Source organism: Sulfitobacter sp. SK012 (assembly GCF_003352085.1).
Taxonomy (GTDB): Bacteria; Pseudomonadota; Alphaproteobacteria; order Rhodobacterales; family Rhodobacteraceae; genus Sulfitobacter.
The window spans coordinates 1,721,777-1,747,724 of sequence record NZ_CP025804.1 but is presented as its reverse complement, the minus strand read 5'-3'; the positions used below and the strand labels follow the sequence as shown (position 1 = coordinate 1,747,724).

General features: G+C 56.7%; 23 protein-coding genes. 14 read left to right on the top strand and 9 right to left on the bottom strand.

Going from position 1 to position 25,948, the window contains the following annotated elements; genetic code table 11:
* Positions 1-3: 3 nt before the first annotated feature.
* A complete protein-coding gene (locus C1J03_RS08455; protein WP_114885516.1) occupies positions 4-1,578 on the bottom strand; it encodes a Re/Si-specific NAD(P)(+) transhydrogenase subunit alpha in 1,575 nt (524 codons plus the stop codon).
* Positions 1,579-1,802: 224 nt separating this feature from the next.
* Positions 1,803-2,510 (bottom strand): porin, encoded by a 708-nt coding sequence (locus tag C1J03_RS08450; RefSeq protein ID WP_114885514.1) that lies wholly within the window; start codon positions 2,508-2,510, stop codon positions 1,803-1,805.
* Positions 2,511-2,694: 184 nt separating this feature from the next.
* Between C1J03_RS08450 and C1J03_RS08445 the strand changes: the two genes are divergently transcribed.
* Positions 2,695-3,447, top strand: a complete 753-nt coding sequence (locus C1J03_RS08445) for an SDR family NAD(P)-dependent oxidoreductase (RefSeq protein ID WP_114885512.1) — start codon at positions 2,695-2,697, stop codon at positions 3,445-3,447.
* 24 nt (positions 3,448-3,471) lie between these two features.
* Here the strand turns inward: C1J03_RS08445 and C1J03_RS08440 are convergent, their stop codons facing one another.
* The 3 genes from C1J03_RS08440 to C1J03_RS08430 all read right to left on the bottom strand — a co-directional run bounded on the left by C1J03_RS08440 (position 3,472) and on the right by C1J03_RS08430 (position 6,924).
* Positions 3,472-4,245, bottom strand: a complete 774-nt coding sequence (locus C1J03_RS08440) for a gamma-glutamyl-gamma-aminobutyrate hydrolase family protein (protein ID WP_114885510.1) — start codon at positions 4,243-4,245, stop codon at positions 3,472-3,474.
* A gap of 99 nt (positions 4,246-4,344) precedes the next feature.
* Positions 4,345-4,770 (bottom strand): GlcG/HbpS family heme-binding protein, encoded by a 426-nt coding sequence (locus tag C1J03_RS08435; protein ID WP_114885508.1) that lies wholly within the window; start codon positions 4,768-4,770, stop codon positions 4,345-4,347.
* A 39-nt stretch (positions 4,771-4,809) separates the two neighbouring features.
* Positions 4,810-6,924, bottom strand: a complete 2,115-nt coding sequence (locus C1J03_RS08430) for a malate synthase G (RefSeq protein ID WP_114885506.1) — start codon at positions 6,922-6,924, stop codon at positions 4,810-4,812.
* A gap of 354 nt (positions 6,925-7,278) precedes the next feature.
* Between C1J03_RS08430 and pepN the strand changes: the two genes are divergently transcribed.
* The 3 genes from pepN to C1J03_RS08415 are packed head-to-tail and all read left to right on the top strand — an operon-like array spanning position 7,279 to position 10,828.
* Positions 7,279-9,840 (top strand): aminopeptidase N, encoded by a 2,562-nt coding sequence (pepN, locus tag C1J03_RS08425; RefSeq protein WP_114885504.1) that lies wholly within the window; start codon positions 7,279-7,281, stop codon positions 9,838-9,840.
* 23 nt (positions 9,841-9,863) lie between these two features.
* On the top strand, positions 9,864-10,397 hold the full coding sequence (locus C1J03_RS08420) for a hypothetical protein (protein WP_114885502.1): 534 nt from the start codon (positions 9,864-9,866) through the stop codon (positions 10,395-10,397).
* Positions 10,394-10,828, top strand: a complete 435-nt coding sequence (locus C1J03_RS08415; protein ID WP_114885499.1) for a hypothetical protein — start codon at positions 10,394-10,396, stop codon at positions 10,826-10,828. Before C1J03_RS08420 ends, C1J03_RS08415 begins: the two co-directional genes overlap by 4 nt.
* 3 nt (positions 10,829-10,831) lie before the next feature.
* Here the strand turns inward: C1J03_RS08415 and C1J03_RS08410 are convergent, their stop codons facing one another.
* Complete coding sequence (locus C1J03_RS08410; protein WP_254694223.1) at positions 10,832-11,578, bottom strand: lytic transglycosylase; 747 nt, start codon at positions 11,576-11,578, stop codon at positions 10,832-10,834.
* A 250-nt stretch (positions 11,579-11,828) separates the two neighbouring features.
* Here C1J03_RS08410 and C1J03_RS08405 point away from each other — a divergent pair, with 250 nt between their 5' ends.
* From C1J03_RS08405 to C1J03_RS08390, 4 genes are all read left to right on the top strand, one after another.
* Complete coding sequence (locus C1J03_RS08405) at positions 11,829-13,157, top strand: hypothetical protein (RefSeq protein ID WP_254694222.1); 1,329 nt, start codon at positions 11,829-11,831, stop codon at positions 13,155-13,157.
* Between the two features lie 171 nt (positions 13,158-13,328).
* The gene (gatB, locus tag C1J03_RS08400) at positions 13,329-14,840 is read left to right on the top strand and encodes an Asp-tRNA(Asn)/Glu-tRNA(Gln) amidotransferase subunit GatB (RefSeq protein ID WP_114885497.1); all 1,512 of its coding nucleotides are present in this window, start codon (positions 13,329-13,331) and stop codon (positions 14,838-14,840) included.
* A 653-nt stretch (positions 14,841-15,493) separates the two neighbouring features.
* Positions 15,494-16,162 carry a VPLPA-CTERM sorting domain-containing protein gene (locus C1J03_RS25275; protein ID WP_162798481.1) on the top strand — a complete coding sequence of 223 codons (669 nt, stop codon included), beginning with the start codon at positions 15,494-15,496 and terminating at the stop codon, positions 16,160-16,162.
* 227 nt (positions 16,163-16,389) lie between these two features.
* The gene (locus tag C1J03_RS08390) at positions 16,390-16,851 is read left to right on the top strand and encodes a DUF4177 domain-containing protein (protein ID WP_114885492.1); all 462 of its coding nucleotides are present in this window, start codon (positions 16,390-16,392) and stop codon (positions 16,849-16,851) included.
* 3 nt (positions 16,852-16,854) lie between these two features.
* On the opposite strand, the gene C1J03_RS08385 is transcribed toward C1J03_RS08390, so the two are convergent.
* Complete coding sequence (locus C1J03_RS08385; RefSeq protein WP_114885490.1) at positions 16,855-17,118, bottom strand: BolA family protein; 264 nt, start codon at positions 17,116-17,118, stop codon at positions 16,855-16,857.
* Positions 17,119-17,210: 92 nt separating this feature from the next.
* Here C1J03_RS08385 and C1J03_RS08380 point away from each other — a divergent pair, with 92 nt between their 5' ends.
* Complete coding sequence (locus C1J03_RS08380; protein WP_114885488.1) at positions 17,211-17,837, top strand: J domain-containing protein; 627 nt, start codon at positions 17,211-17,213, stop codon at positions 17,835-17,837.
* Here C1J03_RS08380 and C1J03_RS08375 read toward each other — a convergent pair.
* The gene (locus C1J03_RS08375; protein WP_114885485.1) at positions 17,827-18,273 is read right to left on the bottom strand and encodes a hypothetical protein; all 447 of its coding nucleotides are present in this window, start codon (positions 18,271-18,273) and stop codon (positions 17,827-17,829) included. The genes C1J03_RS08380 and C1J03_RS08375 overlap by 11 nt on opposite strands.
* Positions 18,274-18,432: 159 nt before the next feature.
* On the opposite strand from C1J03_RS08375, the gene C1J03_RS08370 reads away from it, so the two are divergent.
* The 5 genes from C1J03_RS08370 to C1J03_RS08350 all read left to right on the top strand — a co-directional run bounded on the left by C1J03_RS08370 (position 18,433) and on the right by C1J03_RS08350 (position 24,218).
* Entirely contained in the window at positions 18,433-18,801 is a 369-nt protein-coding gene (locus tag C1J03_RS08370) for a hypothetical protein (RefSeq protein WP_114885483.1), read from the top strand.
* Between the two features lie 133 nt (positions 18,802-18,934).
* The gene (gene cobS, locus C1J03_RS08365) at positions 18,935-19,921 is read left to right on the top strand and encodes a cobaltochelatase subunit CobS (protein ID WP_114885480.1); all 987 of its coding nucleotides are present in this window, start codon (positions 18,935-18,937) and stop codon (positions 19,919-19,921) included.
* A 213-nt stretch (positions 19,922-20,134) separates the two neighbouring features.
* The gene (cobT, locus tag C1J03_RS08360) at positions 20,135-22,006 is read left to right on the top strand and encodes a cobaltochelatase subunit CobT (protein WP_114888926.1); all 1,872 of its coding nucleotides are present in this window, start codon (positions 20,135-20,137) and stop codon (positions 22,004-22,006) included.
* A 51-nt stretch (positions 22,007-22,057) separates the two neighbouring features.
* The gene (locus C1J03_RS08355; protein ID WP_114885478.1) at positions 22,058-23,848 is read left to right on the top strand and encodes an aminopeptidase P family protein; all 1,791 of its coding nucleotides are present in this window, start codon (positions 22,058-22,060) and stop codon (positions 23,846-23,848) included.
* A 25-nt stretch (positions 23,849-23,873) separates the two neighbouring features.
* Positions 23,874-24,218 (top strand): DUF427 domain-containing protein, encoded by a 345-nt coding sequence (locus C1J03_RS08350; protein WP_114885476.1) that lies wholly within the window; start codon positions 23,874-23,876, stop codon positions 24,216-24,218.
* 10 nt (positions 24,219-24,228) lie between these two features.
* Here C1J03_RS08350 and C1J03_RS08345 read toward each other — a convergent pair whose 3' ends face one another.
* Positions 24,229-25,914, bottom strand: coding sequence for a chloride channel protein (locus tag C1J03_RS08345; protein WP_114885474.1), 1,686 nt, complete (start codon positions 25,912-25,914; stop codon positions 24,229-24,231).
* Between the last annotated feature and the right edge of the window lie 34 nt (positions 25,915-25,948).

The following is a 25,948-nucleotide window of genomic DNA, read 5'->3' as shown; positions in this document are numbered from 1 at the left end:
CCTTCAGGATTTCTGGAACATGGCAAGCATGCGCCGCGTGACGAGGAACCCGCCGACAATATTGATCGACGCAATTAGCACACCGATGAAACTGAGCAAGACAACCAGCCAACTGCCCGAGCCGATCTGCAACAGGCAGCCCAAGATCACGATGCCAGAGATCGCATTGGTTACGGCCATCAACGGCGTGTGCAGGCTGTGGGAAACACCCCAGATCACCTGGAACCCAACAAAACAGGCCAGCGCAAATACGATGAAGTGCTGCATAAAGCTCGCTGGCGCGAATGTCCCGATCAGCAGCATCACAGCACCACCAATAGCTAACATCGTCACCTGAGATTTTGTCGCCGCCTTGAACGCGGCCACTTCATTGGCGCGCTTTTCAGCTGGCGTCAGCTCTTTGGGCTTGTCCTTTTTCGGAGCCGCCGCGATCGCTGCAACCTTGGGCGGTGGCGGCGGGAAGGTGACTTTCTTTGCATGGGTAATCGTCGCCCCACGGATCACGTCGTCTTCCATGTTCTGATTGATCACACCGTCTTTTTCCGGTGTCAGATCCGTCAACATGTGACGGATGTTGGTCGAATACAGCGCTGAGGCTTGCGCGCTCATCCGGCTTGGAAAATCGGTATACCCAATGATGGTCACGCCATTATCGGTGACAACTTTTTCATCCATCACTGTCAGCTTGCAGTTACCGCCCTTTTCCGCCGCCAAATCGATAATGACCGATCCGGGCTTCATCGCTTTGACCATATCTTCGGTCCAAATCTCAGGAGCTTCGCGGTTCGGGATCAGCGCCGTGGTGATAACGATGTCGATCTCTGGGGCCAGTTCTCGGAATTTGGCCAATTGTGCTTCGCGGAACTCAGGCGAGGACACGGATGCATAGCCGCCAGATGCGGACCCATCCGCCTGCTCTTCTTCGAAATCGAGGTAAACAAACTCAGCCCCCATCGATTCAACCTGCTCGGCCACTTCGGGCCGCACGTCAAATGCATAGGTGATCGCGCCAAGTGACGTCGATGTCCCGATCGCGGCCAACCCGGCCACCCCGGCACCAACAATCAAAACCTTGGCAGGCGGTACTTTGCCCGCGGCCGTGATCTGTCCGGTAAAGAAGCGGCCAAAGTTGTTGCCTGCTTCGATCACCGCACGGTAGCCCGCAATATTGGCCATCGAAGACAGCGCGTCCATTTTTTGTGCCCGTGAAATACGCGGCACCATGTCCATCGCGATGACGGTGGCGCCTTTCTTGGCTGATGCCTCCATCAGATCGGCATTGCCAGCAGGGTTAAAGAACGAGATCAGTGTTTGCCCGTCGCGCAATTTCTTGACTTCGGCCTCAGAGGGCGCGCGCACTTTGGTGACCACTTCCGCGGCTTTCCACAGTGCCGTGGCCGTCTTTACCACCGACACGCCGGCCGCTTTATAAGACGCATCGTCAAACCCGGCCTCAAGCCCGGCCCCGGTCTCGATCACACAGTCATGACCCAGCTTTTGCAGCTGCGTAGCGCTTTCAGGCGTCATCGCGACGCGGCGCTCACCCGAATAAGTCTCTTTTGGTGTCCCGATCTTCAATCCAGCATCCCCCGCTTTGAGCCTTTGATCACGCTTGACCGCGCAATAATATGAGCTGAGCGATACCGCGCACGCCAGAATAATTCAAGCAGTTGAAGGGGCAAGCAGGCAAAAGGTGCCACCAAGAGCGGCGCTTTTGCAGCTTTAGCGCAAACAAAGCGCGCCAAAGTCAAAAAGGCACTGGTCGCGCCGGCCCGAAGCCCGGCGCGACCTGCTTTGATTGTTTACAGACCGGGGATAAGACGTGTCAGGCCGCGTTGCTCAAACGTGGCACCACGCTCGGCACCAAAGACGATCTTGCCGCCCAAGCCGACAAACGTCTCAGAACCCGACAAACCGCCAGCTTCAACGTCCGCACTGCCAACTTCGACAAACAGGTTCAACGTCGGAGAGACGTCACGGTCAAGTTTCACGCCATAACGCGACAGCTCAACGCCGTCCCCGTCGATCTGGTCGAACGATCCTGTCAGTCCCAACGCATTCGAGAATTCATAGCGCCCCGAAATACCCAGGATTGTGGCGTTATCGCCATCGCCATCGAAATTCCCGGCGTATCCTTCGAGCTCCACTTGGCCGGTCTCATAACCGCCTTCAATGCCATAGAAGTTGCCATCGCCGTCATCGACATCCTCGCGCATGAAGAACGCGCCGAGCGATGTATCATCATTTACGTGGTAAATGCCGTGCGCGCCGAATGTTGTGGAATCCAGATCCGATTCGCCAAAGTTCTGAAACGCCAAATCGCCTTGTATGCTGAAGTCGCGGTTAAATGCATACTCGATAGAGCCTTCCACGCCGATGCGTGAAAAATCTGAATCTTCGGTAAAGGATGAATACGACAACCCGATCGAGCCGCCGGAGATTTCGCCCGCCAAAGCGGCGTTTGAAAATAGAAATGTCGCACCGATCACGGCGCACTTAAGGGTATTCATTGAACTGCTCCAATAGATTTTGTGGCCCTGTTTTCAGGTTGCCTGTGTATGAATTGATAGCAAAACGGGAATCTCACAACAAGCCCGGTGTTTTTGATTGCAAAATCAATGTTGTGTGACTCAAATAACGCGGTCCCTGCTGAGTAACCCGGCAGCGGCATGGGCAACACCATTGGAGAACAGTATGGACCTAACCGGCAAACACGCGCTTATCACAGGCGGCGGCACGGGCATCGGGCTGGCCATCGCTCAAGATCTCGCGGCGAAAGGGTGCACCGTTACAATCACCGGACGCCGCCAAGAAGTGCTGGACGCCGTATCAACCGACCGCATCACCGGTATGGCCATGGATGTGCGTAACGAAGACGATGTAGTGTCCAAAATCGCTGCCGCCGTCGCGGCACGTGGACCCATCCAGATTTGCATCCCCAACGCCGGCATCGCCGAAGGCCGCGCGGTACATAAGACCGAGCTTGATTTTTGGCGCAACATGATGGCCACCAACCTCGATGGCGCGTTCCTGACCATCCGCGAATCCCTTAAATCCATGCGCCAAACCGACTGGGGCCGTGTCATCGCAATCGCTTCCATCGCAGGGCTGCGCGGCTTGCCGGGGGCGGCGTGTTATTCCGCCTCCAAACACGGGATGATCGGGTTAATTCGGTCACTTTCCGAGGACTATCTGGGCCAACCCTATACGTTCAACGCGCTTTGCCCTGGCTACGTCGACACTCCTATCGTGACGCGCAACACCACATCGATTGCCCAACGCGCCGGTGTCAGCGAGGAAAAAGCCCGCGACATGATGATCAGCGCCAACCGCCACAAGCGGCTGATATTGCCCGAAGAAGTCGCCACCGCGGCGGCATGGCTTATCGGGGACGGCTCACAAAGCATCAACGGCCAGACAATCGAAATCGCTGGCGGACATATGTAGCGCAAATTTTTGTCAGGGAGGCGACTAGATCGCTTTCAATGCCCGTTCGCCCCGCGTGGCCCAAGACCGCGCCGCATCGCCAAACGCTTCAAAAAGCGGACGCGAAACAGGATCATTGCCCGCGTCCCACTCTGGATGCCATTGCACCGCCAGCGTGAAACCCGGTGCGCCGTCAATATAGGTCGCCTCCGGCGTGCCGTCGGGCGCATAGCCATCCACTACGATGCGCGGCCCGGCGTCCTTGATCCCCTGCCCGTGTAACGTGTTGGTCCGCACCTCTTGCGCGCCCATAAGCCGGTGGAACACACCGCTCTCGGAAAAGCGCACAGTGTGGCGCAACTCGAACTTTTCTTCGAGGGTGCCATCGGGGGGCATGCGGTGGTTCATCCGCCCCGGTAATTCACGAATTTCAGGGTAAAGACTACCGCCCATCGCAACGTTAACCTCTTGAAATCCACGGCAAACACCTAACACAGGCTGCCCCCGTGCAACACAAGCCCGAACCAACGGCAAAGTCAGCGCGTCGCGCGCCCGGTCAAAGGCACCATGCGCCGGGGTTTCTTCTTCGCCGTATTCTTCAGGGTGCACATTGGGCCGCCCACCGGTCAGCAAAAAGCCGTCGCAGACATCCATCAATTCATTGATATTGCTCAGCACGGGATCGCTTGGCACGATCAGTGGAACGCAGTCCGACACTTGGTGAACAGCCTCCGAATTCATCGTGCCCGCCATATGGACACCATACTGATCGTGCAAAAGAAAATGGTTGCCGATGATACCAATTACGGGCCGTGCCATGACAAAACGCCTCTTGTTGTCTAAACAAACTCGCGCACACGGTAACGCGGCAATCCAGCAGCCTCAACTCCCCAAAACGGCAGAGCTACTGTGCACGGATCAGATTTCGCCTTTCAGCCCCGCCGCCTCGATGCCAGCAAACCCTGCGGCAGCGTCATTGTCCGACGTGTCGCCTGTGACACCCACGGCCCCGATCACCGCACCCTGCAGGTCACGGATCAAAATGCCACCCGGCACTGGAACAAACTGTCCGCCAAAAACGCCGTTCACCGCTGTGATGAAATAGGCTTGTGCCTCTGCCCTCGCCATTTGCGCCGTTCCCGCCATACCCAGCATCACCGCGCCATAAGCTTTGCCCTGCGCAATCGCGTAACGGCCCGGTGCCGCGCCATCCTCGCGCTCAAATGCCAGCAAATGCCCACCCGCATCAAGAACGGCAACTGAGAGCGGCTTTAGCCCCAACTCGTGGCCATTTTTGATTGTGGCAGCGATAATTTTACGTGCGTGATCCAGTGTAACTATCATGTTTTTTCCTTTTAATATAAAAGCATTGAGAGCCGATCTTTATGTCATTGCCTTCAGCTCTAACCGGCGGGCATGCAACACTGGCTCTGTGTAACCAGAAGGCTGCGTGGCCCCTTCTAGCACCAGATCACACGCCGCAAGGAACGCCACCCCATCATACCCCGGTGCCATCGGCATATAGGCTGGATCGCCGGCATTCTGGCGGTCCACGACCACTGCCATTTTTTTCAAACCATCCACGATCTCTTCGCGGCTGATCAGCCCATGGTGCAGCCAATTCGCCAAGGCCTGCGCAGAAATGCGGCAAGTCGCGCGGTCTTCCATCAGACCCACATCATTGATGTCAGGCACCTTGGAACAACCGACGCCCTGATTAACCCAGCGCACAACATATCCCAAAATCCCTTGGGCATTATTTTCCAGTTCGCGGGTGATTTCTTCACCGCTCAGGTTCCGGCCCTCAAGCACGGGGACCTGCAGCAATGCATCAAGCGTCCCGCGCGGCCCTCCCGCTGCGATCTCGTCCTGGCGCGCCAAGACATCGATGTGGTGGTAATGCGTCGCGTGCAAAGTGGCAGCCGTCGGTGATGGCACCCAAGCACAGGTCGCACCCGCTTTCAGGTGGCCGATTTTTGCCTCGAGCATGTCGGCCATAAGATCGGGCATCGCCCACATCCCTTTACCGATCTGCGCGCGGCCCTTCAGCCCGCAAGCCAGACCGATATCAACGTTACGGTCCTCATAAGCAGCAATCCACGGCGCGTTCTTCATCTCGCCTTTGGGCACCATTGGCCCGGCTTCCATCGATGTATGGATCTCATCCCCTGTCCGGTCCAAGAAGCCGGTGTTGATGAACGCCACCCGTGATTTCGCGGCACGGATACACTCCATCAGATTCGCCGACGTCCGGCGTTCCTCGTCCATGATCCCCAGTTTGACCGTATATTGTGGCAACCCCAGAGCGCGCTCAACGGCGGTGAATATCTCGTCCGTGAATGCAACTTCTTCTGGCCCGTGCATTTTAGGCTTAACCACATAAACCGATCCGGTAACCGAATTGCCACCCTCGCGTTTGAGGTCATGCATCGCGATCATCGTCGTCAGCATCGCATCCATCAGCCCTTCGCCGATCTCGAGGCCGTCGCGGTCCAGCACCGCAGGGTTTGTCATCAGATGCCCCACATTGCGGATCAACATCAACGCACGGCCCTTGACGACCAGCGGTTTGCCATCACGGCCCATGTAGGTCCGGTCCGGGTTCAACGCGCGGGTGATGGTCTTGCCGCCCTTATCAAAGCTTTCGGACAGGTCACCCTTCATCAGGCCCAACCAGTTGGTATAGGCGACAACCTTGTCTTCGGCATCCACTGCCGCGACGCTGTCTTCGCAATCCATGATCGTGCTCAGGGCACTTTCCAGCACGATATCGGAAATACCTGCGCGGTCCTGCCCACCAATTTGCGAGCTGGAATCAACCTGAATTTCGATCCGCATCCCGTTGGCTTGCAACAGAACTTTGCCATCTGAATGGCCGACAAACTGTGCATCATCTTTTAGCTCGACCGACAATGCACCGTCTTGAACGGAAATCCCGTCAATGTCAGTCCATGACCTTGTCGCCAGCGGCACAACAGCATCCAAATGCGCCCGGCCCCATGCGATGACCCGCGCACCGCGCTCAGCGTCATAGCCGCCAGCCTTGGGCAGATCGCCCAGCGCATCGGTCCCGTAAAGTGCATCATAAAGCGATCCCCAACGCGCATTTGCAGCGTTCAGCGCAAAGCGGGCGTTGGTAATTGGCACCACCAACTGTGGCCCGGGCATATGCGCGATTTCAGGATCAACACCCGTCGTTTCGATTTGAAACGGAGCACCCTCAGGCACCAAATAGCCGATGGTCTCCAAAAACGCCTTATAAGTCGCTGCGTCATGCGGCTTGCCAGCTCGGCCCTTGTGCCAGTCATTAATCTGCTGCTGAATTTCGCCACGTCGTGCCAACAGTGCCCGGTTGCGGGGGCCCATCTCGTGGACTAGTGCTGAAAACCCAGTCCAGAAAGTATCCGCCTCAACACCGGTGCCCGGCAACGCCTGAGCTTCGATGAAATCGACCAACTGGCTGTCTACCTCAAGGCCGTGTTTGTTGATCCGTTCCATGAAGTCCCCTTTTCGGTGTCAATTATGTCGCGCGGTTTCCGAACCAATACGGTCATTCCCGCAGCCGATCAAGCATTTTGGTAAATTTATCTTACCAATTTCTCATTTTTGTGATGTCACCCTAAACCAGCGGCATCATTTGCAGCAATCGCGCACCTCTACAATGTACGCCGCCGACAGATTTATCACGGCAGTTCCAAGATACCAGCGCCTGTAGCCATGCATTTTGTGATGTCAGTCTTGGGATGGCTTATCCATTCTCTCAAATAGCAGCCCAAGCCCATCTTGCAGCCCCCCTGATGCGGACTTAACGTGTGGCTAACAAATTTGTTTCCCCTCCGACAGGATGACCCCATGCGCGACGCCGCCCCCCAAACCATCTACCTCGAAGACTACACGCCCTTTGGCTGGCAGATAGAGAGTGTCGATCTGCATTTTCAGCTTGATCCGCATGCCACGCGGGTCCGCAGCAAAATGCGTTTTGTCCCAAATCCGGAGAGCAATAAAGACGCCGACGCGCCCCAGCTCCCCATGTTTTTGCATGGTGAGAACCTGAAACTAATCTCCGCTCAGATCGATGGCATCCCTGTAACGCCGACGCTCACCCCCGAAGGGCTCAACTGCGACGTGCCCACGGGCCCCTTCACATGGGAGGCCGAGGTCGAGATTGATCCCGCAAACAACACCGCCCTCGAAGGACTTTATATGTCCAACGGCATGTATTGCACCCAATGCGAGGCCGAAGGGTTTCGCAAGATCACATACTACCCCGACCGTCCTGACGTGATGAGCGTGTTTACCGTCACCGTTGAGGGGCCGCATCCGGTCTTGTTGTCCAATGGCAATCCGGTGGAGACAAAAACGCACCAAACCAAATGGCACGACCCTTGGCCCAAACCTGCGTATCTCTTTGCGCTTGTTGCAGGTGAATTGATTGCCCACCCCGGCCAATTCACCACCAAATCGGGCCGCGTGGTCGATCTGAACCTCTATGTGCGTCCCGGCGACGAGGGCAAATGCGCCTTTGGCATGCAGGCACTCAAAGACAGCATGAAGTGGGATGAAGACGTCTATGGACGGGAATACGACCTTGATCTGTTCAATATCGTGGCCGTTGACGACTTCAACATGGGCGCGATGGAGAACAAAGGCCTTAACGTCTTTAACTCCTCCGCTGTCCTAGCATCCGCTGAAACCTCAACCGATCTGAACTTTGAGCGGATCGAAGCGATCATCGCCCATGAGTATTTCCACAATTGGACCGGCAACCGCATCACCTGCCGCGACTGGTTTCAGCTGTGCCTCAAGGAAGGGCTGACGGTTTTTCGCGACAGCCAATTCACTTCTGACATGCGCTCTGCTTCTGTGAAACGTATCGGCGACGTGATCGACCTGCGTGGCCGCCAGTTTGCCGAAGACCAAGGGCCGCTGGCCCATCCGGTGCGTCCCGAGAGTTTTCAAGAGATCAACAATTTCTACACCGCAACCGTCTATGAAAAGGGCGCAGAGGTCATACGCATGCTCAAAACGCTTGTCGGTGATGACGCCTATGCACAGGCCGTCACCCTCTATTTCGACCGCCACGACGGCCAAGCTTGCACGATTGAGGATTGGCTACAGGTATTTGAAGACACCACCGGCCGCGACCTTGCCCAATTCAAACGCTGGTATTCGCAGGCCGGCACGCCGCGCCTGTCAGTGACAGAGAGCTTTGAGGGCGACACCCTGACGCTGAGCGTTGCCCAAACCACGCCCGCCAGCACCGCAACCCCTGATCCTCAGCCTTATGTCATCCCGATCGCGGTCGGCCTTATTGGCGCGGACGGCGCCGAAGTGACCCCGACAACTGTGCTGGAAATGACGAAGGCGAACCAAGACTTCACCTTCTCAGGCCTCAAATCGCGCCCTGCTGTGTCCATCCTACGCGATTTCTCGGCCCCTGTGGTTATGGATCACGACGCTGATCACGCCCATCTGCTGGCCTACGACACCGATCCCTTTAACCGTTGGGAAGCCGGGCGCACCCTTGCGCGCAATGCACTGCTGGGGATGATCCGCAACGGCACACGTCCCAATCCCGCCTATCTTGACGGCATCCAGGCTGTGGCGATGGACGACGGGCTCGACCCTGCCTACCGCGCCCTGATGTTGGGCTTGCCCAGCCAATCTGATCTGGCCACCGCCCTGCATGACGCAGGCGACACGCCAGAGCCTGACATCATCTATGCCGCAACTGAAATGATGCGCGATGCGTTGGCCGCCAAGCTTGATACCGCACTGCCCGCGCTCTATGCCGCCAATCTGGTGACCGCGCCGTATCAACCGGATGCTGTGCAATCAGGCAGGCGCGCCCTTGGCAATGCGGTCCTTGCCCTGCTTACGCGCCGCGACGACGGCAAACAGGCGCAAGCGCAATACGACAGCGCCGACAACATGACCCAACAGCTGGTTGCCTTGGCCAATCTGATCCGTGCGGGTCGCGGGGATACAGCCCTCAAGGCATTTGAGGCACAGTGGAAAGACGACCGGCTGGTGATGGACAAGTGGTTCGGCCTGCAAGTTATCGAAGCTGATCCCGAAGACGCCCATGAGATCGCTGAAAACCTGACCAAGCATCCCGATTTTAATTGGAAAAATCCCAACCGCTTCCGCGCTGTTTTTGGCAGTCTCGCGATGCACCACGCTGGGTTCCATCATGCCACGGGTGCGGGCTATGCGCTGCTGGCAGATTGGCTGATCAAGCTTGATCCGATCAATCCGCAGACCACAGCACGCATGTGTTCGGCCTTCCAGACATGGGCGCGCTATGACGGTGACCGCCAAAGCCTGATCAAGTCACAGCTTGATCGCATTCTGGCGACCCCTGCGCTCAGCCGGGACACCACTGAGATGCTGACACGCATTCGCGGCGTCTAACTGGAAAACACGGAGCTTTGGTAATGCCTATCCTCCTTGGTCTGATTGGCCTCGCTGCGAGCGCCTATTTCGTGATCGTGCGCGTCAAACGCGGTGCCGAAATGGCATCCGGGTTGATGGATGCCGCCCAGGATGTGCGCGGTGCAGCGCGCCGCTTTGGGTTTCGCCGCCAAGGAAACCAGCATCCCGTGGAAGCCGTGGAGGATCCAAACCTTGCCGTCGCAGCACTAGCTACCGCGTTTATGCAGCTTGACGATCTGCCGACCGCCGATGCCCGCCGCGCGTTGGATGTAGCATTGCGCTGCCACCTAAATCTCGACGGTGACACGGCTCAGGAAATCGAAGTGTTGGGACACTGGTTGGTAGAGCAATGTGGCGGTGCCGCCCCCGCGTTCTCGCGCCTCTCTAAACGCCTGCACAAACTCGACGAAGGCGCATCTTTCCCTACTCTCATCGAAATCCTCTCTGAGGTCACTTCAGCAGGCAGCAAAGGTGGCCCAAGCACCCGCCAATCCGAAGCCCTGACCGATCTTGCACATGTCTTTAGCCCAAGATGATCACACCCCTGCAATACCATACCCAAGCGCGCAACGTGTTAACCGCCGTGGTTGTGTGTGGGGTTTGGGCAGCCCTGCTCGCGGCTTATGTCTTGGTGGGGGCCGCGTGGTGGGTGATCGCCTTTTTTGGCATATTCACGCTGCCTGCACTTTATGATCTGGCGGCAAACCCTGCCGCCGGCTTGACCCTCGATCAACAAAGCATCCGCTGGTATTCTGGCCGCGCCAAGGCCGAGGTAGCCCTATCAGAAATCGACCATATCCGCCTTGATACACGCCTCGATTTCTCGACACGTGCGACGGTGATCTTGCACACGGGTCGCAAAGTTCGCTTGCCGTTTGAGGCAACGCCCCCCGCCCGCCTGCTTGAACCTGCACTTGATGCACATGACATCCCCACGCGGCGACATCACTTTACCTTTATGCAATAGGGCTCAAGGACGCGTCCGGGGCCGCGTGTCCTTCACCGGTTTGCAGTAAGTCTGCGCGTTCAGCCACCTCGACATCTCGCGCCGCTTGGCCTTGCTACGCAACGGACCCCAATCCGCCGCAACGCCCTTGCCGCCGGGTCCATAAATCACGCCATCACGTGGTACCGTAGTCGCCATGATCCGAACGGCGCAGCTTAGGTTCGCCGCACCACTCTTCAACGCCGCTCCCGTGCCTACGTTACACCTATACCCGCGCGCCGTAGCGGGCAGGATTTGCAACAACCCGTACCAACGCCCCCCGCCGCCAACGGCCGTGGCCTTATACGTGCTCTCATATTTCGCTAGCGCAGACATGAACCCTACCCAGAACGCCCGCCGCTTGGCATCGTCATTCTGTTCATAAGCCGGGCACCAGGTTTCAATGTCGCCCGGCACCAGATCAACCAACGGCTTGCCGTGATCTTTGAGTGCCGACAGCGCTGCGCGCGTCCAAATCTCATTGCCCGGCATATGTTGCCAACGCGTGCGTGGCAGATCCGCTAGGCGCGCTGGTGGTCGCAAGTTATAAGGATTGTCAGTCACATCTTCTGGAACAAATGAATCTTTGGTAGCTACTTTGAGGTTTGCAACCGCGACCCCAGATTGTTCTGGCGAAATTGGCTTCGCGTCACTTGCCGGCAGGGCCACCTGTTCTGCCAACACCCCCAAAGGAGCCACAGCCAACAGTCCAATCAATACAATACACTTCATAATTAATTTCTTGACCCAAGATTAACGCATTCGCAAGAATTTAGACCGCTATGGACGGTTTAGGAAACAACCCGCTCACCAAACCCAACACCATCACCAAAGCGGCAACAGTCGCCACAACAATGGCAAGAATTCGCCCACAAGCTGCATGAAACTCCGCACGAACACCGCGGCGCCGCCACGAAGCCGCCCAAATCCAGCAGCACAACTGTCGCTAACGAATATCAGCTCCTTTTGGCGGACCCTTTGCATGAAACAAATACTCAACGCGCTGCACATCCGGCTGAAAAAAGCCAAGGATACGACCCCTGTGCCGCATGTTGAAGATACGCCAATCGCACCGCTGAGCGACTTCGTGAAAACCTCGCGCAAACGCCCGGTTCCTGCGCACGCGGTCCAAAGTGCATCCCCCGAAACCGTGTCGCATGAAAACATGCTAAGCATCCCATGCCCCGATCCCACCGCCGAAGACCGCATCCGCGATGCCCACCAAAACCGCGCCCTCAATCTTGTGCGCCAAGAAGACTGGTCCACGCTGTCCAACCTCATTCAGACCGCCGACCGAACGCTTAAAATGACGCCCGGCAGCATGCCTGTGGCAGAACTGATGGCTTACGGCGCGCGCGCTGATGTGGTCCATGCCGCCGAACATGCACTCTTTGACACCACGCCAGAGCGCGATGCGCCGCTGCTCAATGGCATCGAATCGCTGGAATATGTACTGCAGGACCACCCTGAGGACCCTGCCATCGCTTGTGTCGTGGCGCTTGCGCATATTGATGTTGCATGGGCGTGGCGTGGCACGGGTTGGGACATCGACGTGCCTCCCCAAAACCGCGAAGCTTTTGGCGCGCATTTCGAACGCGCCACCGAAATCATGGCCCCCTTTAGGGCCGAAGCCTCCCATTCGCCTCTGGTCGCCGCTACTTGCTGCGCACTGCTGGCAGGCCCTGGCCAATCCGCCCAAACGGCTGCCGACCGCTATGAAGCACTGATTGACCTCAACACGAGCAACCCCGCTCCAATGCGCGCCATGGGCAATCATCTGCTGCCGCGCTGGCATGGATCCTACGACGCGCTTGAACTTGAAGCCCGCCGTACTGCCGCACGCACCGGAAATATCTGGGGCGCAGGGGCCTATACATGGGTGATGTTCGATGCGATTTCCGGCGATGATGAGGCTTGCGCCCGACTTGACTTGCCGTTCTTTATCGAAGGACTGCATGACATCCTCGCGCGCCGCCGCGATCCTCATATCGTCAATCTGCTGGCCGCCTATTGCGCCAACACCATGGGTCAGGCCTATTCAGGTAACAACGACGCCGATCAAAACCGCGCCCAAATCGCAGCCTGCGCCGACTGGATCGTGCGCGAACACCTAACTGAATTGCACCCGATGATTTGGGCCCACGCCGCCCAAGGTTTCGACAACTCCCTTCGCATCCGCTCTGCCGCTCGCTTTGCCGCCGCCGGCCAAGCCGACGCCATGCGCATCCTCACGATATTGTTCAAACGCGAAATCGCCGCGGGCAATCGTATTGTGTTCACAGAAGACGGCCCCGTCGCGACAGCCGGCTAAGACGCGGTCGCTTCTGCGATTGCGTCAGGAGTGGCGTGGCAATTGAACGCCGGCCTCCTAACCCCAGCATGATGAAGCCACCGCTGCGCAGATTATCCAAGCCGCGCCCTCTTGCCCCACCTGCCCTGCAGAGCTAAGACCAGACGCATCACATGACCTATGAGGCCGCCCATGCTTGACCTGACCTATGACACCCCAAAACCCCGCATCATCGCCGGGGCCACGCAAGACTGGGAAGTCGTCATCGGGATGGAAGTCCATGCGCAGGTCAAATCCAACGCTAAGCTCTTCTCAGGGGCCTCGACTACATTCGGTGCTGAGCCAAACTCCAACGTCGCTTTTGTGGACGCCGCCATGCCCGGCATGCTGCCCACGATCAACGAATATTGCATCGAACAGGCCGTGCGCACCGGGCTTGGCCTCAAGGCAAAGATCAACCTGAATTCGGCCTTTGATCGCAAGAACTACTTCTATCCTGACTTGCCGCAAGGGTATCAAATCAGCCAACTTTATCACCCCATCGTCGGGGAAGGCGAAGTGCTTGTGGAGCTTGGCGACGGCACTGCGCGCCTTGTACGCGTGGAACGCATTCACCTGGAACAAGACGCCGGAAAATCGATCCACGACATGGACCCAAACATGTCCTTTGTTGATCTCAACCGCACCGGCGTCGCTCTGATGGAAATCGTTTCGCAACCCGACATCCGCTCCCCCGAAGAGGCTGCCGCCTATCTCGCCAAATTGCGTCAGATCCTGCGGTATTTGGGAACCTGTGATGGCAACATGCAGTCCGGCTCCATGCGCGCGGACGTCAACGTCTCGGTCTGTCCCATCGGGCAGTACGAAAAATATCAGGCCACCCAAGATTTCAGCCACCTTGGGACCCGATGCGAAATCAAAAACATGAATTCCATGCGCTTCATTCAGCAGGCCATCGAAGTTGAGGCAAAACGCCAGATCGCCATCGTTGAAGCGGGCGGTACAGTGACGCAAGAAACGCGCTTGTTCGACCCCGACAAACAGGAAACGCGCTCCATGCGGTCCAAGGAAGAAGCCCATGATTACCGCTACTTCCCCGACCCCGATCTATTGCCGTTGGAAATCGAACAGGCGTGGGTGGATGATATCGCCGCCTGCCTGCCCGAACTGCCCGACGCCAAGAAATCGCGTTTTATCGCCGACTTTGGCCTGTCGGATTACGATGCCTCCGTCTTGACTGCCGATCTCACGTCCTCCTCATATTTTGAGGAAACCGCCCAAGGCCGCGACGGCAAAATGGCCGCGAACTGGGTGATAAACGAGCTCTTTGGCCGGTTGAAAAAGGATGAAAAAGACATCGCTGACAGCCCCGTCACCCCAGCCCAGCTTGGCGGTGTGATCGACCTGATCGCCTCAGACGCGATTTCCGGCAAGATCGCCAAAGACGTGTTTGAGATCACCTACACCACCGGCCGCGACCCTGCCGAAATTGTTGAAACCGAAGGCCTCAAGCAGGTCACTGACACCGGCGCGATTGAAACAGCTGTCGACGAGATCATCGCCGCCAACCCCGATCAAGTCGCCAAAGCCCGCGAAAACCCCAAACTCGCCGGTTGGTTTGTAGGCCAAGTGATGAAGGCGACGGGCGGCAAGGCCAATCCCAAAGCGGTGAACGAACTGGTGGCGAAAAAGCTGGCGCAGTGACCCAATTGCGCCGCTAAAACAACCGCGGAACTGTCACAAACTCTGGGGAAGCACGCGCATTTGTGCGAACTCTCGATGCGCTTGCTTCGGTTCCGAAGGCCGATCAATGCCTGCATGGTTCCCGGCCGTGGTTCAAATCTGAAAAAACCGGAAACTAACACTGCCTCTTTGACCCAAATGGGCTATGCAATCAACTGGATGCGGTGCCACGAATGATGCACTAGCACAGTTCAGACATTCCGACGGCCATGGGTCAAAATCCCTATGCCAGCCGCTTCGAATCGCAGAAAACTTCGGTCGTCGCCCATGCCAAACCAAATGCATTCACGCCCTCGTCGATAGCCTCCCAACGCACTCTCTTTTATCGGCGGTTTTTGCGACCCGGTCGCCAAAACCTGCTTCACCGATCGGCAATGTCTCGCCGAATCACATGGGTTTTAGGCGGTCGCTCATCCAACACGGCAACAATGCTGCCCCCGGCCTGCCATTGTAGCCCGATCAACCATCAATTTTACACGCCTAGGTCGCAATTCCGCCATAATCTCTACAATTCTGGACGAAGCCTTTTCTGCAGTGTTACTAGAAACTTCAGATTTGAAATCGGCCTTACAGACATTCTTGCAAAGGCCTCGGAAGGAATAGGAAGACACCTAATGGCATTGCATAATTTTAAAATGACGCTTGCTGTCGCCGCGACAATCGCCGTCACAGCGACAGTATCGACTGCTGCAACCTTCGGCCTAGTTCCTATCAACGGTACGGCAACAACACTGCCCGCATCGACATATTCGCTTATCGAGCCGGTATTGCCATTCCCAATCATAAGCTTTCGGGATGAGGGATCCCTATTTGGTGGCTTGTTCCTGAGCGGTACGACAGCAAACACCCGGCTGACATACACGTTCATCGGTTCAGAGGCGAGCGCGACAAACCTCTCTACCCTCGCGCTTGGATCAAATTCATTCAGCAACGCCACATCCGTTAACGGCGACAACTTTACCACCCAACAGACGTTTGATGATTTTGTTGATCTGAATTTCGAAACAAACAATCTCAGCGAAAGCGATTTCATCAGCAACCTGTTTGGCAGTGCAAGCGATTCTCGGCTCTCCATTGCGTTTTCGGACATCTCCAATGATCCATTTGCAACGAGCGTCTACGCGTTCTTTGGTGACGGTGCTGGCGACAATGACTTTGATGATTTGGTTCTCCGGATCGACACCTTCGAAGTTTCCGAAGTTCCACTGCCCGCCGGTGGTATCTTGTTGATCTCCGCCCTTGGTGGTTTGGCCGCTGCACGCCGGGCGCGCCGCAAAAGCTAATCTACGTCGTCACAAAATTACGCAGTAATTTTCAAGGCCGTGCTCATCACCGAGTGCGGCCTTTCTGCTATGTGGCGAATCCAATAGCGACCTGCCTCTACGGCTGGATCCCAAAGTCCTAAAATCGTGCACAACCCGGTGCACAGCTTGTGCACAGGTATCACCCCCCTTTCGGAGCGCGCTTTCGCTTGATACAGACATGTGACAAATTGCCCGAAAGATCGCCAATGCCCCGTTTTGAGTACAAAGTCGTCCCCGCCCCGACCAAAGGCCTCAAGGCCAAAGGTGTCCGCACCGCCGAAGCACGCTTTTCCAATGCATTACAAGATCTTATGAATGAACTCTCAAGTGATGGATGGGAGTATCTGCGCGCAGAAACACTGCCATCGACAGAGCGCTCAGGTCTGACCGGATCCACCACTGAATGGCGCAACGTAATGATTTTCCGCCGCCCTCGCGAAAGCGACACCTCTGACTTCCAACCCGAGCTGTTGCCCGCGCCCACTCAAGAGCCGGTAATGTCTTCTATAGAAAAAGAAATTTCTGAGCCAGAGATCAAAGAGCAGCCAACACCAGTGGTTCCAGGCGCCGTTGATAACATCGTCGAAGACACCCCGGCCAAAACTGGCATAAGCACGACACTCAGCCTGCTGGCCGCGAAGAGAAACGCTTCTAAATCAGAAGACTAGTGACTAAACCTCATCTGATATATCCAAAGATAACGCGTGGATTTGCGCGATCAGCGACGATCCCAGCGCATTATGCACCGCACGATGCCGCGCAATGCGGCTCAACCCCTTGAAATCAGGGGACGTAATCTGTACGTCGAAATGGGTTTCGCCCCCTTCGCGAAAGCCACTATGCCCCCTATGGGCTTCACTGACATCGGCCACCTCAAGTTCGACCACAACAAATGCCCCATTTAGCGCCGTTTCGATTTTTTCTTTCATTTCCATACCAATCTTTCAGGATTTTTTCGTCCTGCCCCCTTCAATCTCTCGACGACAAGTCTAAACTGACCAGCCTGAGTCGGAAAGGTCCACACCCAATGCCAAAGAACGATCCCTTCGGATTTGACATGTCAGTGTCATCGGCGAAAAAGAAAAACCCACGTGGTCGTCGAGGCATGTCAGGGGCGTCTGAAACCTCCCGGCGGCTGTGCGATCATGAAGGCTGCGAGGAGCCGGGCAAGTACCGCGCCCCAAAAGCGCCAGATGTGCTGGACGACTACTTTTGGTTCTGCCAACAGCATGTGCGTGAATACAATCTTAAGTGGAATTTCTTTGACGGCACCACTGAGGCTGAGTTGAACGCACAGATGTCGAGCGACAAAGTTTGGGAACGCCCGACGAAACCTATCGGCGATCCCGAAGCACGCGCTTGGGCTCGGCTTGGCATTGAGGACCCCCATCAGGTTTTGGGGGCCAACGCCACCCAGAACCCCGGCAAAGGACCGCAGGCAGGCCGACGTCTGCCCCCCACAGAGCGCCGCGCGATCGAGATCCTTGAAGCCAAGGACACATGGACCAAACCAGAGGTGCGCAAGGCCTATAAGGCGCTCATCAAAGTGCTCCACCCCGATATGAATGGGGGCGATCGCAGCCAAGAAGAGCAACTCCAACAGGTTGTCTGGGCTTGGGATCAGGTTAAGAGCAGCCGCAACTTCAAGGACTGATTTCCGCCTGGTGGCGCAATTTCGCGGTTGCCAAATGCAGCATAACCATCGCTGCAACCCACAGTTTTACAGATAAAAAACTGTGGGTTGCAGCTTCGGCCAAGGTAACCCAGCCAAACACGAAAACGCCCATCTGCGCGTGCGGCAGAGGCAAGATCAACATTGCCCCCAAACCTGAACCTGCAAGGGTCGCACCGATCGCGCTGAGCGCTGCCCACAGCATGCCCTTGCCGCCAGGCCGGCCGAACCCATCCGCAAATACAAACCCGGCAACACCCGCGCCGATCATAGCCGCCAGGTGAAACCCTGTGTCGGGTAACATGTGGCGCAAATTGCCACCCAGCTCCGTCATCGCAAAGGCGGTTACCAAGCCAACAAGGCCTGTCAGCGCTGCGATGCAAAGGCGTGTCTGATTGCTTAGATTTTGATGCGTCATGAGTTTTCTCCTTTTGTGACGCTGTCTGTTCTAGGGCACGATTTGCGCAACACAGGCCGCGTATTTGTGCAGATATCGCGCAAGCGGCTGTTTATCTTAATTAAATAACAACATCTCGGCCTCAAGTTGTGAGCATTGCACCAGTCACTAGGATTATTTATGCGCTGCCTGATAGTTGAAATGGACCCGATATTTTCCGAAATGCTGTGCGACAAGATCGAAAGCTTGGGTCATAGCGCAACCCGCGCGCGCACTGTGCAGGACGCCAAACCACTATTGCAAAAAGGTCTGTTGGATATTGTGATGTTTGATCACGCCATGCAGGACGCTCAAATAATGCGCCTGACGCGCTTAAAAGATACCCTCTGCCCAGGTGCAAAAATGATCAAGTTGACGGATTGCGAGATGCTCCCGGATAGGTCCGGCGTTCGGTTGGCCCCCGCACTCGCGCAGGTCCTTGCCGCACCTACAGCACCGATTGCGCAACGCCCAGGTCCGCTGGCTGCTGCCATTGCTTGGCTAACTTAACCAAAGACGAGCCAAACTGGCCTTAAGTCTCTTTGATTTTTGCCCCTTTCCCTTGCACGTAACCACGATATGTTGCATCCGAAGACGGAATTTCCCTTGCAACACCAAGGGCAGAACCAAGGGGACTAAAACGATGGCCGACGGCGCATTAGATATTGATTCAAAACCAACCGAAGATATCTCGGTGCGTGAGGCTTTTGGCATCGATTCAGATATGATGGTAAAGGGCTTTGCTCAGCGTACAGAACGCGTTCCTGATCTGGACAGCACCTACAAATTTGACCCAGACACCACTTTGGCGATTTTGGCAGGATTTTCCCACAATCGCCGCGTGATGATCCAAGGGTACCACGGCACAGGAAAATCCACGCATATTGAACAGGTTGCAAGCCGCCTGAACTGGCCTGCCGTACGTGTGAACCTTGATAGCCACATCAGCCGGATCGACCTGATCGGTAAAGACGCGATCAAGCTTAAGGACGGCAAGCAGGTTACTGACTTCCAAGAAGGCATCCTGCCTTGGGCTTTGCGCAACCCGACCGCCATCGTGTTTGACGAATATGACGCCGGCCGTGCTGACGTGATGTTCGTGATCCAGCGCGTTCTCGAAGTTGACGGCAAACTCACGCTGCTTGACCAAAACAAAGTCATCGAACCCCACCCCTATTTCCGCATTTTTGCCACTGCAAACACTGTGGGCTTGGGTGACACGACGGGCCTCTATCACGGCACGCAGCAGATCAACCAAGGTCAAATGGACCGCTGGTCGCTGGTGGCCACGCTCAACTATCTGTCGATTGATGCAGAGACTGCGATCGTGCTGTCAAAGAACCCGCATTACAATAATGCCGAAGGGCGCAAGACCGTCAAACAGATGGTCACCGTCGCTGACCTCACGCGCACTGCGTTTATGAACGGTGATCTGTCGACCGTGATGTCGCCGCGCACAGTGATCGCATGGGCCCAAAACGCCGAGATTTTCCGCAACGTTGGCTATGCCTTCCGCCTGTCGTTCCTCAACAAATGCGACGAGTTGGAACGCCAGACTGTAGCTGAGTTTTATCAGCGTCTGTTTGATGAGGAATTGCCAGAAAGCGCGGCGAGTGTGAGCTTGGGGTGAGAGCAACTGCGGTCATAATTGCTGCGTTAGCTGCTTGCGCTTTTGCACAGGCAGCTCGCGCAACAACATTACCAAAATTGCTCAACTTACCTGAAACTGCATTCGGACAGCTTGGCTTTTTCCATCAATGCACAGGGCTTGTTAAGGCAGGCCCAACGCATAGACTAGGCCAGCTGCCGAATGACGTTGCCGCTTGCATTGAGGCATGAGAAAATGACCAACTCCACTGACAATCCAGCAGATGCCTTCAAAAAAGCGCTCGCCGAAGCGTCTAAGGTGATGGCCAACGACCCTGATTTGACGGTCAGCTATTCCGTGGACCCATCAGGGTTGTCAGGCGACGCAATGCGCTTGCCGCAAGTATCGCGCCGGATGACCCGCGACGAGGTGATGTTGGCACGTGGCACCGCAGATGCGCTGGCGCTGAACCGCCGCTACCACAATGGTCAAACCCATGCGCGCTATGCCCCCCAAGGCGATATGGCGCGCGACCTTTACGAAGCGATGGAAACGGCGCGTTGTGAGGCGATGGGCGCGCGGGACATGCCCGGCACCGCGGGCAACATCGACGCAAAAATCAAACATGATGCGCTCCGCAAAGGGTATGATCAAGCCAAGCAGGCCTCAGATGTGCCGTTGGCTGTCGCTGCGGGCTATCTTGTGCGCCACCTCGCAACGGGCCGCGATTTGCCTGCCGGTGCTGAAAACGTAATGGAGTTGTGGCGCGGATTTATCGAAGAACGCGCCGATGGAACGCTTGAGAACCTTGATGGCTCCCTCGACGACCAAGCGATGTTTGCGAAATTTGCACGTCAGATGATTTCAGATCTCGGCTACGGCGATCAGCTGGGCGACGACCCCGATCAGCTTGACGAAGATCAGCAGGACGAGGCCGAAGAAGGTACCGAAGAGGACCAAGATCCCGACAGCACCGGCCAAGATGACCAAAACGATGAGGATGCGGAGGCAACGCCTGAGCAGTCTCAGGAGCAAGAGCAGGACGCAAGCCAAGCTCAAGTTTCGATGGATGATATGGCCGACCAAGAGTTGGGCGATGAAGCGGAAATGCCAGAGGGCGATGCGCCAATGGACCCGCCTCCCCCACAGCCAGTGTCAGATGCCGACCCAAATTATCAAGTGTACCAAATCGATCATGACGAGGTTGTCGGAGCCGAAGAGTTGGCCGAGCCTGTCGAGTTGGAGCGTCTGCGCGCCTATCTCGACCAGCAGTTGGAACCACTCAAAGGGGCCGTAAGCCGCTTGGCCAACAAATTGCAACGCCGCCTTCAGGCCCAACAGAACCGGTCTTGGGAATTCGATCTCGAAGAAGGTACGCTGGACGCTGGACGTCTGGCGCGCGTGGTCGCCAACCCGACTACCCCGCTGAGCTTTAAGGTCGAGAAAGACACCGAGTTTCGCGACACGGTCGTGACCTTGCTGTTGGACAATTCCGGGTCCATGCGCGGACGCCCTATTTCGATTGCAGCGATTTGTGCCGACGTACTGGCTCGGACGCTAGAGCGGTGCAACGTAAAGGTCGAAATCCTTGGCTTTACCACCCGCGCTTGGAAAGGCGGCCAATCGCGTGAGGCATGGCTGAACGAAGGTCGCCCTGCCCAGCCCGGCCGATTAAACGACCTGCGCCACATCATTTATAAATCAGCTGATGCGCCATGGCGCCGGACGCGGCCCAATCTGGGCTTGATGATGAAAGAAGGCCTGCTGAAAGAAAACATCGACGGTGAGGCATTGGAATGGGCGCACCGCCGGATGATGGCTCGCCACGAAGTCCGCAAAATCCTGATGGTAATCTCAGACGGCGCGCCCGTAGATGACAGCACTTTGTCGGTAAACCCAGCAAACTATCTGGAAAAACATCTGCGGGACGTGATCGCGATGGTTGAGAAAAAGCGCGCAGTCGAACTTTTGGCAATCGGGATCGGCCATGACGTGACGCGCTATTACGACCGCGCGGTAACAATCACGGATGTGGATCAACTTGCCGGTGCGATGACCGAGCAGTTGGCAGCCCTATTTGACAACGATCCGCGTGTTCGAGCACGGGGCATGCGGCGCACAGGCTAGACGCTTGAGGCTTCAAGAGGCCGCAAATTTTACAAGATGAAGGGGATCACAATGTTCCAGAGTTTCGAGGTGACAGCGAGGCCCCAACAAGGGCCGCCCCGTTTGAAAGCGTTGCGCACGGTGTTGGAAACCGAAGGGCTTGATGGTTTCTTGGTGCCCCGCGCAGATGCGCATCAGGGTGAATATGTGGCAGCGCATGATGAACGCCTCGCTTGGCTGACTGGATTTACCGGCTCAGCAGGGTTTTGCGCAGCCCTGCGCGAGGTCGCAGGTGTCTTCATTGATGGGCGCTACCGCACGCAGGTAAAAGCGCAGGTCGCAGCAGAATTTACCCCAGTACCGTGGCCTGAGGTATCATTGGGCGATTGGCTGAAAGAACAACTCCCCAAAGGCAGCATCGTAGGGTTCGACCCATGGCTCCACACTCCGGCGCAGATTTCGCAGGTTGAAACCGCACTCGAGGGCACGGGCATCACGCTGCGGCATTGCGGAAATCTAGTGGATCAGATTTGGCAGGACCAACCAGCCCCCCCGATGATGCCTGCCAAGGTGCACCCTCTTGAATTTGCGGGAGAAAGCCACACTGATAAATGCACGCGACTGGGCGCAGAATTGCAAACGGCTGGTCATGCGGCCGCTGTGATCACCTTGCCGGATTCGCTATGTTGGCTTTTGAACCTGCGCGGCGCTGATATTCCACGCAATCCGATTGCTCATGGCTTTGCGGTTTTGCATGGCTCTGGTGCCATTGATCTATTCATGGAACCGTCCAAGCTGAACGGCCTAGAGGGTCATTTAGGCCCAAACGTCACATCCCATGCCCCCGGTGATTTCCTGTCGTTTCTGGAGAGGCTTGATGGTCCTGTGCGCCTTGAAAAAACATCTGTTCCTGTCATCGTTGCTGATGTCATAGGTGACCGCGTTCAATGGGGTGACGACCCTTGTGCACTTCCCAAAGCCTGCAAAAACGAAGCTGAAATCGCAGGCTCAGCTGCGGCACATCTTCGCGATGGCGCTGCGGTCTGTGAATTGCTTGCATGGCTTGATGACCAAGTCCCAGGCAGCCTGACAGAGACCCAAGTGGTCAGCCAGCTCGAAGGATACCGCCAGCGCGACAATGCCCTGCAAGACATTAGTTTCGAGACGATTGCTGGCACAGGTCCTAATGGGGCCATCATGCATTACCGCGTCACCGAAGAAACCGACGCAGTGCTTGAAGACGGCCACCTGATCGTCCTCGACAGTGGCGGGCAATATCTGGACGGGACGACCGATATCACGCGGACCGTTGCCATTGGCACCCCGCCCCGCGAGGCGCAGGAGGCGTTTACGCGCGTCCTTGCCGGTATGATCGGCATGAGCCGATTGCGCTGGCCCAAAGGCTTGGCCGGGCGCGACATTGAGATGATCGGGCGACTGCCGCTATGGATGGCCGGTCAAGATTTTGACCACGGGTTAGGCCACGGCGTTGGGGCATATCTGAGTGTGCATGAGGGACCACAACGGTTGAGTAAAGTCAGCCATGTGCCGCTGGCCCCGGGCATGATCCTAAGCAACGAACCAGGATATTACCGCGAGGGTGCATTTGGCATCCGCATCGAGAACCTGCTTGTTGTGCAAAAAGCAGCGGATTTGCCCGGTGGTGACGTGCACCGAGAAATGCTGGATTGGCGCACGCTGGCCTATGCGCCAATTGACCGTCGCCTAATCCTGCCTGATCTGCTGAACACCAGCGCACGCAGCTGGCTTAATGCCTACCACGCGCAGGTTGCCGAAAAGATCGGCCCACGCCTATCACAACCCGCAAAACTATGGTTGGATGCTGCAACAGCGCCGATTTGAGCGCTCCCCAACGGAGGAAAAACCCATGGCAGATCACATCAAGGTTACCAAATCAGAAGGAACCTGGAGCGTGCGCGCTGGCGGCGCTGTGTTGGGCGAAACCTCCGATGCACTTGAACTGACTGAGGGCGACTATACCCCCGTGATCTATTTCCCGCGCGGCGATATTGCGATGGCGTTTCTAGATACCTCTGAAAAGACGTCACATTGCCCGCATAAAGGCGATGCCAGCTATTACTCCGTTGTCACAAAAAGCCGAACTTTGAAGGATGCCGTGTGGTCCTATGAGGACCCGAAAGATGGCGTATCGCAGATCAAAGGCCACCTAGCCTTTTATCCAAGCGACGAGATCACGGTAGAACAGCTTTAACCTTAATATCTTATGAATGCTCTTCGGCGGCAGTGGCGGCCAGCGCGCGGTTATATGCGCGCAAAGCATCAACTTGGAAAAGCGCCCCTAGCATTTCGGGCGGGGCGTCAGCGCTTAGGGTGACGACGGGAATGAATTCCGCGCCTGATTGCTCAAAGATCGGCATGGCAACCTCAAGCGTGCCGCTGGCATCGATATACGTCCCCTCGTCCACCATTTCCCAGCAGCGCTCTTCGCTGGCGGCATGTGGATCATCAGGGTTGCGCATTATCTTTGAGACAACGAACGTCGAGAGCAAATAGGCCTGCGGACCTGCGGCCAAATGAACGCCGCGCCGCTCGATTTGTGTCAGGAAAAAGCTGCGATCTACGATCCGAGAACTAAGGGCCGTCGACATGCTGACCGCGACCATTACGGCAAGGCCCGTCTGCCAATCCCCTGTGAGCTCGAACACAATCAGCGTGGTCGAGATCGGTGCGCCAAGCACCGCTGCAGCAACGGCGCCCATACCCGCAAGAGCATACAGCGACGTTGATCCAGACACTTCAGGCATGACCCCCGTCGCAATCAAGCCGAATGCCAACCCGGTCAACGCCCCGATCATCAAGGAGGGCGAAAACACCCCGCCGCCCATGCGCCCGCCAAGCGTAACCGCGACGGCAATCACCTTGAGCACAGCAAATGTCGTGGCCTCGTGCAGCGCCAACTCTCCGGTCAGCGCCAGCGAGGTTGTCTCATATCCCACCCCAATGATGTGAGGGAACCATAAGGCGAGCACGCCCAGCATGGCACCAGCGATCGCCGGGCGCAGCCAGCGAGGCAGCTTGGTGCGATCCTGAACAAAATTACCAAAATCATCCGCCCAAAAAACCGCCCGCATCAGCGCCACAGCGACCAGCCCGCAAGTGAGGCCCAGCAGCAAAAAGGCTGGCAGTTCGACATAGAACTGAACGTCGCCATAGGACGGCAGGACAAATTCAGTCATGCCGCCAAATTCGATCCGGTTGATCACGGTGCCTGCTACACTGGCAATCACAATGGGCGCGAATGCATGAACTGCAAAGTGGCGCAGCACCACTTCAAGCGCGAACAGTGCCCCCGCGATCGGTGCATTAAAGCTGGCCGAGACTGCCGCCGCAACAGCGCACCCCAACAAGTCGCGCCCCGTGATGCCGTCTGCGTTGATCCGGCGGCTGACCCAGGTGGCAATCACGCCTGCAATATGCACGACAGGTCCTTCGCGGCCCGATGACCCACCCGTCGAGAGCGTGATCAGCGACGCAAACGCAGAGGCGACCCCAGCGCGGGTTTCAACCCGCCCGTCATGTAACGCCGCCCCCAAAATAACATCAGCCACCGAGCGCGAACGCGCATCTTTGGTAAAGTAATGCAGGATGAGCCCTACCACCAAACCGCCCAGTGTCGGGATCAATACGACCCACATCCACGGCAGATCAGTGATGAAACTATGAAGATATTGCACATCATCCGTTCCATAGAATTTGGCCTGTAACGCGTTGATCGCCTTGCGGAAAAAAAGAGCTACAAAGCCAGCCGCGATGCCAATCAGCAGGGCGATAAACCAAAAGGTGATCTTGCTGGGTCCGCGCAGCCGCAACACCTGCCAGCCCGACCGAAAGGTCGCGATGGCAATCTGCATCTGCTGGCCAATAAAGGAGCGGGTCGGGTCGGTCATCGCAATTCCTTGGTGCGTGCCGTGATGCTAGGCG